An 11,939-nucleotide genomic window follows, 5' to 3' on the forward strand; every position below is an offset into this window, starting at 1 on the left:
TTAATGCCCGCGCATCATCAGCAACAGCGCGATGATCAGCACTGCCAGCGCCTGAAACATGATGCGGCCCATCATTGCCTTGTTCTGCTTGAGGCCAGACGCGCTGGGGCCGCTTTCGCCCGATTTCAGCTCTGCCTCGGTCGTCTTCAAAAAGGTGACGATGCCCTTGACGAGCATGAACAGGGTCGCGCCCATGGCGGCGACGAGGAGCAGGATGAGGAAAGTGTTCATGCGACGACTTTAGGCGCTAAGCAGGCGGATGCCAACCGGAAAGCGTTCTGCACGCAGGTCTTCGCGCAGGTGGGCGGGGTTGACGCCCTGTTCGCGCAAATCCGCGAGGGCTATGCCGCCGGTGCGCTTGGCGAGGCGCTTGCCCTGCGCATCCGCCAGCAGCAGATGATGTCGATAGAGCGGGCTTGGCAGGCCGAGCAGCGCCTGCAACAGCCGATGAATATCTGTCGCGCTAAGGAGGTCATCGCCGCGCAGCACATGGGTGATGCCCATTTCGGCATCGTCAACTGTAGCGGCGAGGTGATAGCTGGTCGGCGCATCCTTGCGGGCGAGGATGACATCGCCTGCGCGCTCCGGGTGCGCGGTGATAGTGCCGCGATCCATATCCTGCCAACTTAGCGGCCCGGCGCGCGCCACTGCCCGCGCCATATCCAGCCGCCAGCAGTGCGGCTCATGCGCATCGATCCGCTCCGCTCGTTCCTGATCGGACAGTAAGCGGCACGTGCCGGGATAAAGCGGACCGCCGGACCCATGCGGGGCGGAGCCGCTGGCCGCAATCTCCGCTGCGATTTCCGCACGGGTACAGAAGCAGGGATAAACGAGGCCATCCGCCTTCAGCCGATCCAGCGCGGCGTCATAGAGTGCCAGCCGGGCGGACTGGAACATGACTTCACCGTCCCACTCCACCCCAAGCCAGCGCAGATCCTCTATGATCCCCGCCACATGCTCCGGGCGGGAGCGAACGCCATCGATATCCTCGATCCGCAGGCGCAGCACCCCGCCGCCCGTCCGCGCCATATCCATTGCCATCAGCGCCGACCAGGCATGGCCGATGTGCAGCCTGCCCGTCGGGCTGGGCGCAAAGCGGGTGACGACTGGCCGCACAATATGCTGTATGTCGGCGCTCATCGTCACACAGACTCTTGACGGGAGGATAGGGTTAATGCTGTCATGGCGCTGTCATGCTTATCGGCGATGAGCGGGGCGCAACAAGGGGGTAGTGAGCATTTATGTATCATCCCGACCTGATACGACCGGAAGAACACTGGAACGTGGAGCGTTGCCCGGCGCTGGTGCTGAACGCGGATTATACCCCATTGAGCTATTATCCGCTCAGCCTGTGGCCGTGGCAGACCGCGATCAAGGCGGTTTTCCTGGACCGGGTGGATATCGTCTCCAGCTATGAGCGTGAGGTACATTCGCCCAGCCTGCAGATGAAAATCCCCTCGGTGATCGCGCTCAAGCAATATGTGCGCCCGTCCGCCTATCCCGCCTTCACCCGTTTCAACCTGTTCCTGCGCGACAAGTTTCAGTGCCAATATTGCGGCAGTTTGAAAGACCTGACCTTCGATCATGTCGTGCCGCGCCGCGCGGGCGGGCGCACCACGTGGGAGAATGTCGCCACCGCCTGCTCGCCCTGCAACCTCAAGAAAGGCGGGCGGACGCCCAAGGAGGCGCATATGAGCCTGCATGTGCAGCCCATCCGCCCGACGACATGGCAGCTGCAGGAGCATGGCCGCGCCTTTCCGCCCGGCCACCTGCACGAGAGCTGGCATGACTGGCTCTATTGGGATGTCGAGCTGCAGCCTTAACCATACTTGCGCGGCGCGCATTAGGCTTTAATAGCCACCAGATGGATCGCATTATCATTCGCGGCGGAAACCGCCTTTCCGGCCGCCTCCCCATCTCTGGCGCGAAAAATTCCGCCCTTGCCCTGCTGCCGTGCGCGCTGCTGACCGACGAGCCGGTGACGCTGCGCAACTTGCCGCGGCTTGCGGATGTGGACAGCTTCGGTCATCTGCTGAACCAGCTTGGTGCGAGCACGATGATAGAGGGTGCGCGGCCGGAGGATTTCGGCCGGGTGATGACGATGCGCGCCGGGCGGATCACCTCGACAGAGGCGCCCTATGACATCGTGCGCAAGATGCGCGCGTCGATCCTTGTGCTGGGGCCGCTGCTGGCGCGCGCAGGCGAGGCCACCGTCTCGCTTCCAGGCGGATGTGCGATCGGCAACCGGCCGATCGACCTTCATCTGAAGGCGCTGGAGGCCTTTGGCGCGCATATCGAGCTGGCGGCGGGCTATGTGAAGGCATCCGCGCCCGATGGCGGCCTGCCCGGCGGCAAATATGTGTTCCCGGTCGTCTCTGTCGGTGCGACGGAAAACGCGTTGATGGCCGCGAGCACGGCGAGCGGGGTCTGCATCCTTGAAAACGCCGCGCGCGAGCCGGAAATCACGGACCTGTGCCGCATGCTGGTCGCCATGGGTGCGGAGATAGAGGGCATCGGCACGGACCGGCTGGTCATCCACGGCAAGCCCCGCCTGCACGGCGCGACCTATGCCGTGATGCCGGACCGGATCGAGGCGGGCAGCTATGCCTGCGCGGCGGCGATCACCGGGGGCGATGTAGAGCTGGTTGGCGCGCATGCGGATGATATGCAGGCAGTGCTGACCGCGCTGCGCGATTGCGGCGTGCATGTGGAGGCGGAGCGCAACTCGATCCGCGTGGCTGCGGAAGGGCGGCTGTTGCCGCTCACCCTCTCGACCGCGCCGTTCCCCGCCTTCCCGACCGACATGCAGGCGCAGTTCATGGCGATGCTGACACTGGCGGACGGCGCGAGCGTGCTGACCGAAACGATCTTCGAGAACCGCTATATGCACGTGCCGGAGCTGGCGCGCATGGGGGCGGACATTTCCGTCAATGGCCGCACTGCAGTCGTGCGTGGCGTGGAAAAGCTGACCGGCGCGCCGGTGATGGCGACCGATCTGCGCGCCTCGATGAGCCTCATCCTCGCAGGGCTGGCGGCGGAGGGCGAAACGCAGGTCAACCGCGTCTATCACCTTGATCGCGGCTATGAGCGGCTGGAGGAGAAACTCCAGGCCGTCGGCGCGGATATAGAACGCGCCAGCGACGGCTGAACAGTCTTACGCGGGGTCAATCCTCGTCCAGCTGATCCGCTGTCAGCCTGTCGCTCTTGGTTTTTTCGATGCGTTCGGCGCGGTCGGCCATCTGCTCCCATGCGGTGGCGGAGCGCATGCACCGCTCGCGCACATTATCGAGCGGGGTTGATAGCGCGTCGTTACGCGCCTGATTGGCCTGTGTTCTGCAAAATGCGGCATATTTCATACCGGGGCCTTTCCGGCAGGTGGGGGTGAGGGCGCCACCCCATTGGATAGCGCCCATCCCAGAAATCAGGCTGTCTGGATATTGACGGCAGATTGCTTGCCGCGCTTGTCCAGCTCCAGCTCATAGGTGATGCGCTGATCCTTATCGAGCGTGCGAAGCCCGGCGCGCTCTACGGCGGAGATGTGGACAAAAGCGTCGTTTCCGCCATCTTCGGGCGCAATGAAGCCATAGCCCTTGTCGGTATTGAAAAATTTAACGGTGCCAGTAGGCATGGGTAGTTCCTTAGTATGTACCGCCGCCAGATGGCGAGCGGTGTAGGCCGGGCCGGGAAACGAGTATGACCGAAACGCCGCCCGACCCGGCCAGCGCATCCGAAAGCGGAGGGCGTTACCGATAGGGTAGCGGCGCACGTCTCATATACAGGCCGGATCGTGTGACCGGCCCCAGAATAAGGTTCTTCTTCATGCGGATGCGCAGGCTGGCCGCGCCATCGCTGTTGTTCAGCACCACGCGCGTGCCGCCGGATTGCAGCGGCTCTATCACCGAAATGCCAATTGCATGCTTGTCGCAGCAATCGATCACAACCTGCATATTGGCATCAATATGAACGGCCCGGCTCAAAGGATGGAAGCCATGCTGGTTGGCAGGGCCAAAGGACGCGCCTCTTGCGTCATGATACAAACAACCATCTTACACTCCCATCGGCAAGCGGGAGCGCATTGGTCTCTCAGTTACGGCGAATGCTTGCGGGCCATTTTCGCGGCAATATTCCCTTTATAGCAGAGATTGCACACGCTGTCGCGGCTTATATTTCAGGGCGTATCCGGGGCGGCAGGCGGCAGCTCGGCAGACGCGCCGGGATCGGTCGCCTGCTGGTTCAATTCACGATCCTGCGTCTTCCTGCGGCGCAGATTGGCGCGCAACTGCTCTGCCAGCCTCTTTTTACGATTTGTTTCCGTTTCCGCCATAGTGCGGCTTAACCAAAAAGAGCGGCGCGGCTCAAGCCTTGCTTGACTTTTTGTGTGGAGCAAGGCCATAGGCCCGGCTCCGGCGGGTTTGTCTTCATCCCCTGCCTACAGGACGGATGCTGCTGTAGCTCAGTGGTAGAGCACTCCCTTGGTAAGGGAGAGGCCGAGAGTTCAATCCTCTCCAGCAGCACCATCATTTATCCTTCCTGAGCGTGGCGACCCATGCGATGTGGGCGAGAGATCAGGCCTGTGCTGCTGTTCATGCGGACCGAAGCAACATCGCCCCTTGTGCATCCATGCTCACCCCCGCCCCCGATACCCTGCCACGCCCTGATCCGGCACCCACATGTCTGCCGGGGCCACGCCGCTTTGCCAGAATACATCGATGGGGATGCCGCCGCGCGGATACCAGTAGCCGCCGATGCGCAGCCATATGGGCTTCATCTCATCGAACAGGCGCTGGCCGATGCCGACGGTGCAATCCTCGTGAAACGCGGCGTGATTGCGAAAGCTCCCCAGAAACAGCTTCAGCGATTTTGACTCCACAATCGTCTCGGCCGGCACATAATCGATCACCAGATGCGCGAAATCGGGCTGGCCGGTGACGGGGCAGAGCGAGGTAAACTCCGGCGCGGCAAAGCGCACCATATAGCGCGCGCCCGTGCGCGGGTTGGGCACATAATCGAGCACCGCCTCTTGCGGAGAGGCGGGCAGCGGGCTGGTCTGGCCAAGATGGATCGGGTTCATGCCCCGCGCTATAGACGATGGCCGCCAACAGCGCAAAGGGGCTGGAAAGAGGCTGGCCACTCCCCTATCGCTGTAAACGGACTCACGCGGACTTCAGGGGCGATACATGGACATTTTGGTAAGCACGGACTGGCTGGCGGAAAATATGGGTGCGAGCGACCTGCGCATTGTCGACGCGAGCTATTTCCTGCCCGAAATGGGCCGGGATGCGGCCGCCGAATATGAGGCGGAGCATATCCCCGGCGCGGTGTTCCTGAACCTTGCCGAGCTGGTGGACACCACCAACCCGCTCGCCAACACGGTCCCCCCGGCGGAAAAGTTTGCCAGCCGGATGCAGGCGCTGGGCCTGGGCGATGGCAGCCGCATCGTGCTGTATGACAACAGCCCACTTCGCACCGCGGCGCGCGCCTGGTGGCTGTTCGAGATCATGGGCGCCCCCAACATCGCGATTCTCGACGGCGGGCTTGGCAAATGGCTCAGCGAAAAGCGCGAAACCGAGAGCGGCAAGCAGCAACTGCGCCACCGCCACTTCACCGTCTGGCGCGACGACAAGGCGATAACGACCAAGGCGCAGGTGCTGGAGAACATCAGCACGAAGGCCGCGCAGACAGTCGACGCGCGCACCATGAGCCGTTTCACCGCCGAAGAGCCCGAGGTGCGCCCCGGCATGGCATCCGGCCATATCCCCGGCTCGGTCTGCCTGCCCTATTCGCGCCTATTCAATGCGGACGGCACATGGAAGCGCGGGCATGAGCTGAAAGGCCTGTTCATCGAGGCGGGGGTCAATCTCGACAAGCCGCTCATCACGACCTGCGGCAGCGGCGTGACTGCGGCATGCGTGCTGTTCGGCGCGCGCCTGCTCGGCAAGAAGGACGTGACTCTCTATGACGGCAGCTGGAGCGACTGGGGCTCCGACCCCGCCACCCCCAAGGCCACTGGCCCGGCATGAGCAAGCCGGGCGACGACGGGGAAGCGGTCAGCCCTTCCACGCAAGTGACACAGGCCGGGCGCAGGGCGGAGTGGACCGGCATTCCCGGCCAGCCCGGCGGCGTCGTAAACCCGCCGGTATGGCGCGCGTCCACCATCCTTTATGATGATGTCGCCCATCTGCGCGCCGCGCGCGGCAACAGCCACGAGCGCTGGTATTATGGCCGGCGCGGCACCCCTACACACTGGGCGCTCGCCGACGCGCTGACCGAGATGGAACCGGGCGCGGCGGGCACGATGCTGTTCCCCTCGGGCGTCGCGGCGATCAGCTGCGCGCTGATGGCTGTGCTGAAGCCCGGCGACCAGTTGTTGATGGTCGATAGTGTCTATGACCCCAGCCGCGCCTGTTGCGACAAGGTGCTCAAACCTATGGGCATCGAGACGGTCTATTACGACCCGATGATCGGTGGTGCGATTGCGGATCTGATGACCGAGCGCACGCGCGCTATATTCATGGAAAGCCCCGGCAGTTTGACTTTCGAAGTGCAGGATGTGCCCGCCATTGTCGCGGCGGCGAAGGCGCGCGATGTCGTGACCCTGATCGATAATACATGGGCGACGCCGCTGCTGTTCCCGGCGCACAGCCACGGGGTGGACATCTCCATCCTTGCCTGCACCAAATATATCACCGGGCACAGCGATGTGATGCTCGGCTCCGTCACCGCAAGCGCCGCACTGTTCCCGCGCATAGAGCAGACAGCGCGCCTGTTCGGACAGATATGCGGGGCTGATGACGCGTGGCTGGCGCTGAGGGGGCTGCGCACCCTTGCCGTGCGGCTAAAGCAGCATCAGGAGAGCGCGCTCAGCGTGGCGCGCTGGCTGGCCGCGCGGCCGGAGGTAGGCGCCGTGTTGCACCCCGCCTTGCCCTCCTGCCCCGGCCATGCCCAATGGGCGCGCGATTTTGCCGGGTCATCGGGGCTGTTCAGCTTCACCCTCAAAGGTGCCGACGATGCAGCGCGGGCGCGCTTCATCGATGCGCTTCGCCATTTCGGCATCGGCTATAGCTGGGGCGGGTTTGAAAGCCTTGCGCTGCCGGTCGATCCACAGCTATGCCGCAGCGCGACAATATGGCCCGCTACCGATCCGCTTATCCGGTTGCATATTGGCCTTGAAGACTCTCAGGATCTGATCGCCGATTTGGAGCAGGCCTTTCTTCGCCTGTAACCCGCTCTCGCAACATGTTGTAAAATAATATTTTATTTGCCGTTTACCCTTTATTAACCATAGATGCGCCATTCCAGCTTCACCGGACCAAGCGTTGCAGAAAGGCAACATCTGTGTGTCTAATTGGGTTTGCGAGCACGATTTCGTCTTGTGCAGCGCGAAGGTTCCGGCCATCAAAAGCGTGTTCGCGGTGACTGGCCCAGCTCTTGATCAGGGCATCCACAGAGGCAGCGGCCCGAACGCAGGTGGGACGATCAATTGATCGACTCTACGAAGGGAAAAATAACTATGCGTAACATCATTCTTGGCATGTCGGCGCTCGCGCTGGCAGCTGTTTCTGCGCCTGCTTTCGCTGAAGAAGCGACTCCGGCCGTAACGATCTCTGGCGGTGCGACCCTCGTGTCCGACTACCGCTTCCGCGGCATTTCGCAGACCGACAAGAGCTTTGCGGTTCAGGGCAGCATGACCCTGACTCACTCGTCTGGCCTGTATGCAAGCGTGTGGGGCAGCTCGGTTGACGAGTATGTCGCCGCTGCTTCGGATCAGGAAATCGACTTTATCCTCGGCTACAAGAAGAGCTTTGGCGCGACCACTGTTGATGTCGGCGTGCTCTATTATTTCTACCCGGGTTCGGGCGATGTGGTTCCGGGTTACAATTCTGACTTCTTCGAGCCTTATGTTGCTGTTTCGCAGGCATTTGGCCCCGTCACCGCGAAGGTTTCGGCTGCATATGCTCCGAAGCAGAAGGCTCTGGCCCTCGTAAACACCAAGGATGACAACCTCTACGGTGCGCTGGATATCTCCGGTTCGATCCCTGACACCGGCGTGTCGCTGAGCGCGCACCTCGGCCACAACTTCAGCGATGACAGCTTCCTGTCGGCTGGCAAGGACTACACTGACTGGTCGCTGAGCGCTTCCTATGCCTGGAAGAACCTGACCTTCGGCGTTTCCTATGTCGACACCAACTTTGCCAAGGGTGCCCTGGTTAGCCCCTTCAGCGGCAAGGACATCGCCAAGGCTGGTGTCGTTGCTTCGGTTGGCGTTTCCTTCTGATCTCCTGATCGGAAGCACGATACAAGAAAGGGGTCGCGGTCTTCGGATCGCGGCCCTTTTTCTATGTGGTTGACCCGGCCTGCTTTCTGAACAGCGCCCTGTCCTCCGGGCCAAAGCCATAGCGCCAGATGACCACGCTATAGGCCGCCAATATCGCCGGCACGCCCACCGCCAGTTCCACCCATTCCAGCGCGTGCGGCAAGGCGACGAAGCCGCTGCCGACGATCACCGCCACGGCGGACGCCATCACCAGCGCCGGGCGCCATGTCGCGATCGGCAGGCGCAATAATCGTTGCAACAGGCGGGACTTGACCACCGAGTTGAACCCCAGCGCCAGCGCCAAAGCCAGAGCGGGCGCGACCGCCATCGCAATTTCAGGGTATCCGCCCCTACGCATCACGATCAGCAGGATCAGCGTCAGCCCGATCTGGATCGCGATCATCCCCATAGACAGCGCGAGGTTGCGGTGCCGCGCCATATAGACCAGCGCGCTCTCGCTCACCACCGAGGGCGCCGCCGCCACCTCTGCCACCAGCAGGAAGCCCAGCGCCAGAGCCCCCACGGCAAATTCCGGTCCGACCAGCCCCATCACCGCCTCGCCCGGTATGCCGAGCGCAAGCGATACGCCCGTCTGCGCGGCCAATATCCAGAACCCCACCTGGCTCACCTGCCGCGCAATCGCCGCATGATTATGCTCGGCTAGGTTGCGGGTGATGACCGGGCCGAGAATCGGCTCGAAGCTGGATTTGAGCTTTTGCGGCAGGGACGCGACCTGCTGCGCCACATAATAGATGCCCACCGTGGCGGGCGAGACGAACAGGCCGAGCAGCGCAAGGTCCAGCCTGCGCGAGCCCCACTCCACCGCGTCGGCGGCGGCAAGCGGCAGGTTGATCTTGGTCATGCGCCACAACCGCCTTGGGTGCGGGCGCCAGCCCGGTTTCCAGCCGAAATGGCGCACCATCGCCCACAATGCCACGATCATCGCGGCGACCATCGCCAGCACATAAGAGATGATGAGGCCGTCACGCAGCGAGTAGTATGAGAGCACCCACGCCGCGATGCTGATCGTCCATGGCTCCACCAGCGCGCGGGCGCGCACCGTGGCGGCAATGTCAAACCGCCACGCACAGGCCGAGAGCGCCACGTCCGTGCTGGCAATCGCGATGATGATAAGCGGCAGCAGCCGGTCCAGCCCGTTCAACCCGCTATTGGGAAACATGATCTGGGGCACCAGCATCAACAGGCCTGCCGTGATCAGCGAGAAGAGCAGCGTCAGCACCAGCGCATCGGCCAGCACATGCGCCTCTGGCCGCTTGGTCTGCGCCAGTGCGCCCGCCAGTCCGCGCTTCAGGCCGACGGTCGCGATCTGCGCGGCGAACTCGACGATGATGACAGCATAGGCAAAGCGGCCCAGCACCTCCGGGCCATAGATTCGCCCCGCGATGAACAGAAACGGGATGCGCGCGGCAAGGCGCAGCAAAAATCCCGCAACATTGGTGCGCCCGCCTTTGGCCAGCGCGGCGATGTCGCCTTCCTCGCGCTGCGCCCCTGCGGGCGTCGGGTTCACCGCCAAACTGCTGCTCCTTGCCCCACGGAGGCGGCATAATAGGCGAAGCATCCGCCCAAGTATATCGTCATTCGCTGCGTAGCGGACGGGCGAGCAACGCGTCGATCATATGGCCGAGCGGCACCCGCCCCTCGATCAACGCGCATACACCCTCGACGATCGGCATCTCGACTCCTGCCTTGCGGGCGACATCGCGCAGTACCGGCGCGGTGTATGCGCCCTCCGCCACGGTGCGGCGCTCGGCCAGCAGCTCCGCAGCCGCCTGCCCCTCGCCCAACCCCTTGCCGAGCGAAAAGTTGCGCGAATTGGTGGAGGAACAGGTCAGCACGAGGTCGCCCAGCCCGGAAAGCCCGGCCAGCGTCTCCGCCTTCGCGCCGAGCGCCAGGCCAAAGCGCGTCATTTCCGCAAAGCCCCGGCTGATGAGCGCGGCGCGGGCATTGAGGCCAAGCCCCGCCCCCTCCGCCACGCCACAGGCAATGGCGAGCACGTTCTTGACCGCGCCTCCCACCTCCGCGCCGATCACGTCGTCAGACAGATAGGGCCGGAAGGTCGGGCGAGCGATGCGCGCCGCCAGCCGCTCGGCCAGCGCAGCGTCGGCGCAGGCGAGCGTCACCGCCGTCGGCAATCCCGCCGCCACCTCATGCGCGAAAGTGGGGCCGGAGATGACAGCGAGCGGGGCGTGCGAGGCGACCTCCTCCGCCACCTGAGACATCAGTTTGCCGCTGCCCGCCTCGATCCCCTTGGCACAGAGGATCAGGGGCGCATCGGTGCGCGGCAGGCGGCCCAGCGTGGCGCGCAGATGCTGTGCGGGCGTGACGATGAGCAACGCGTCGCATGCCGCCATCCCGGCCAGATCAGTCGTCGCGCGGATGGCGGGCGAGAGCGGCACGCCGGGCAGATAGAGCGCGTTCACATGATCGCGGTTGACGCCGTCCGCCACCTCGGCCTCCAGCGCCCAGAGCAGCACCTCGCCGCCCTGCGCCATCACCTGCGCCAGTGCGGTGCCCCATGCGCCCGCGCCCACCACGCCGATCTTCATGCGCATCCCCTCATGCTTTCACTCCCGCGCCGCGCACTTTCTCCGCCGCTTCGTCCAGCGGCCAGCGCGGTCTTGCGGGCACATCCATGCCATCGGTGAGGCCCAATGCAAAGCGTTCCGCGCCTGCCCAGCCAATCATCGCCGCATTGTCCGTGCAGAGCCAGAGCGGCGGCGCGATGAAGGGCAGGCCGTGGCTCTCGGCCAGTGCAGACAGGGCGCCCCGCACGCCCTGATTGGCCGCGACGCCGCCCGCCACCACCAGCGCGGTTACGCCCTCGCTTGGCGTAAGCGCCCGCGCAGTGCGATCAACGAGGCAGTCCACCACCGCCGCGCTGAAGCTCGCCGCAATGTCTTCGGTGCGATACTGGCCCGATTGCTGCGCCCGCATCACCGCGCTTTTGAGGCCAGCGAACGAGAAATGCGGCTCTGCGCTGCCCATCAGTGGGCGCGGCAGCGGCACGGCCTTCGCGTCGCCCAGCATCGCCGCCCGTTCCACCGCCGGACCGCCGGGAAAGCCGAGGCCCAGCATCTTCGCCGTCTTGTCAAACGCCTCGCCCGCCGCATCGTCTATCGTTGTTGCCAGCCGCCGGTATTGCCCTACCCCCTCGACCCGCAGCAGCTGGCAATGCCCGCCAGACACCAGCAGCAGCAGATAGGGAAAGGCCAGCTCCGGCGCAGTGAGGCGAGGCGAGAGCGCATGCCCCTCCAGATGATTGACGGCAATGAGCGGCTTGTCCGCAGCATGGGCGAGCGCTTTGCCCGTTACCAGCCCGACCATGACGCCTCCGATCAGCCCCGGCCCCGCGGTGGCGGCGATGGCGTCCACATCCTTGAGCTTCAGCCCCGCCTCGGCGAACACAGCCTCTATCAGCGGCGTCAACACCTCCGCATGGGCGCGCGCTGCGATTTCCGGCACCACACCGCCATAGGGCCGGTGCGCCGCCTCCTGCCCCGCCACCTTGTGCGCCAGCACGCGACGGTCTTGGCAGACGAGCGCCGCCGCCGTTTCATCGCAGCTTGATTCAAGACCGAGGATGATGCTCATTTCCGCCTTTCCT

General features: G+C 64.0%; 15 protein-coding genes and 1 tRNA gene. 6 read left to right on the forward strand and 10 right to left on the reverse strand.

Annotation, left to right across the window (positions count from 1 at the left end; translation table 11 throughout):
* Nucleotides 1–231: a twin transmembrane helix small protein gene (locus EQG66_RS03335; RefSeq protein ID WP_129403122.1), complete on the reverse strand. Its 231-nt coding sequence runs from the start codon at nt 229–231 to the stop codon at nt 1–3.
* A gap of 9 nt (nt 232–240) precedes the next feature.
* Entirely contained in the window at nt 241–1,146 is a 906-nt protein-coding gene (gene gluQRS / locus EQG66_RS03340; RefSeq protein ID WP_425470207.1) for a tRNA glutamyl-Q(34) synthetase GluQRS, read from the reverse strand.
* A 95-nt stretch (nt 1,147–1,241) separates the two neighbouring features.
* Between gluQRS and EQG66_RS03345 the strand changes: the two genes are divergently transcribed.
* Nucleotides 1,242–1,823, forward strand: coding sequence for an HNH endonuclease (locus tag EQG66_RS03345; protein WP_129403124.1), 582 nt, complete (start codon nt 1,242–1,244; stop codon nt 1,821–1,823).
* Nucleotides 1,824–1,864: 41 nt separating this feature from the next.
* Nucleotides 1,865–3,148, forward strand: a complete 1,284-nt coding sequence (murA, locus tag EQG66_RS03350) for a UDP-N-acetylglucosamine 1-carboxyvinyltransferase (protein ID WP_129403125.1) — start codon at nt 1,865–1,867, stop codon at nt 3,146–3,148.
* Between the two features lie 16 nt (nt 3,149–3,164).
* Here murA and EQG66_RS03355 read toward each other — a convergent pair whose 3' ends face one another.
* The 4 genes from EQG66_RS03355 to EQG66_RS15265 form a co-directional block, all read right to left on the reverse strand.
* A complete protein-coding gene (locus EQG66_RS03355) occupies nt 3,165–3,356 on the reverse strand; it encodes a hypothetical protein (RefSeq protein WP_129403126.1) in 192 nt (63 codons plus the stop codon).
* Nucleotides 3,357–3,421: 65 nt separating this feature from the next.
* On the reverse strand, nt 3,422–3,628 hold the full coding sequence (locus EQG66_RS03360) for a cold-shock protein (RefSeq protein ID WP_129403127.1): 207 nt from the start codon (nt 3,626–3,628) through the stop codon (nt 3,422–3,424).
* Between the two features lie 115 nt (nt 3,629–3,743).
* Nucleotides 3,744–3,977, reverse strand: coding sequence for a hypothetical protein (locus tag EQG66_RS03365; protein ID WP_129403128.1), 234 nt, complete (start codon nt 3,975–3,977; stop codon nt 3,744–3,746).
* Nucleotides 3,978–4,168: 191 nt separating this feature from the next.
* Nucleotides 4,169–4,324 carry a hypothetical protein gene (locus EQG66_RS15265; RefSeq protein ID WP_164975569.1) on the reverse strand — a complete coding sequence of 52 codons (156 nt, stop codon included), beginning with the start codon at nt 4,322–4,324 and terminating at the stop codon, nt 4,169–4,171.
* Between the two features lie 118 nt (nt 4,325–4,442).
* Between EQG66_RS15265 and EQG66_RS03370 the strand changes: the two genes are divergently transcribed.
* A tRNA-Thr gene (locus EQG66_RS03370) sits at nt 4,443–4,517 on the forward strand.
* 107 nt (nt 4,518–4,624) lie between these two features.
* Here EQG66_RS03370 and queF read toward each other — a convergent pair.
* The gene (gene queF / locus EQG66_RS03375) at nt 4,625–5,071 is read right to left on the reverse strand and encodes a preQ(1) synthase (RefSeq protein WP_129403129.1); all 447 of its coding nucleotides are present in this window, start codon (nt 5,069–5,071) and stop codon (nt 4,625–4,627) included.
* Nucleotides 5,072–5,177: 106 nt separating this feature from the next.
* On the opposite strand from queF, the gene sseA reads away from it, so the two are divergent.
* The 3 genes from sseA (at nt 5,178) to EQG66_RS03390 (ending at nt 8,275) form a co-directional block, all read left to right on the forward strand.
* Entirely contained in the window at nt 5,178–6,020 is an 843-nt protein-coding gene (gene sseA, locus EQG66_RS03380) for a 3-mercaptopyruvate sulfurtransferase (protein WP_129403130.1), read from the forward strand.
* The gene (gene metC, locus EQG66_RS03385) at nt 6,017–7,222 is read left to right on the forward strand and encodes a cystathionine beta-lyase (RefSeq protein WP_129403131.1); all 1,206 of its coding nucleotides are present in this window, start codon (nt 6,017–6,019) and stop codon (nt 7,220–7,222) included. Before sseA ends, metC begins: the two co-directional genes overlap by 4 nt.
* 288 nt (nt 7,223–7,510) lie before the next feature.
* Entirely contained in the window at nt 7,511–8,275 is a 765-nt protein-coding gene (locus EQG66_RS03390; RefSeq protein WP_129403132.1) for a TorF family putative porin, read from the forward strand.
* Nucleotides 8,276–8,336: 61 nt separating this feature from the next.
* On the opposite strand, the gene EQG66_RS03395 is transcribed toward EQG66_RS03390, so the two are convergent.
* The 3 genes from EQG66_RS03395 to tsaD form a co-directional block, all read right to left on the reverse strand.
* Nucleotides 8,337–9,842: a lipopolysaccharide biosynthesis protein gene (locus EQG66_RS03395; RefSeq protein ID WP_245987849.1), complete on the reverse strand. Its 1,506-nt coding sequence runs from the start codon at nt 9,840–9,842 to the stop codon at nt 8,337–8,339.
* A gap of 67 nt (nt 9,843–9,909) precedes the next feature.
* Entirely contained in the window at nt 9,910–10,881 is a 972-nt protein-coding gene (locus EQG66_RS03400) for an NAD(P)H-dependent glycerol-3-phosphate dehydrogenase (RefSeq protein ID WP_129403276.1), read from the reverse strand.
* Between the two features lie 10 nt (nt 10,882–10,891).
* Nucleotides 10,892–11,926 (reverse strand): tRNA (adenosine(37)-N6)-threonylcarbamoyltransferase complex transferase subunit TsaD, encoded by a 1,035-nt coding sequence (tsaD, locus tag EQG66_RS03405; protein ID WP_129403134.1) that lies wholly within the window; start codon nt 11,924–11,926, stop codon nt 10,892–10,894.
* Nucleotides 11,927–11,939 lie beyond the last annotated feature (13 nt).

Source organism: Sphingobium fluviale (assembly GCF_004122115.1).
Lineage (GTDB): Bacteria > Pseudomonadota > Alphaproteobacteria > Sphingomonadales > Sphingomonadaceae > Sphingobium > Sphingobium fluviale.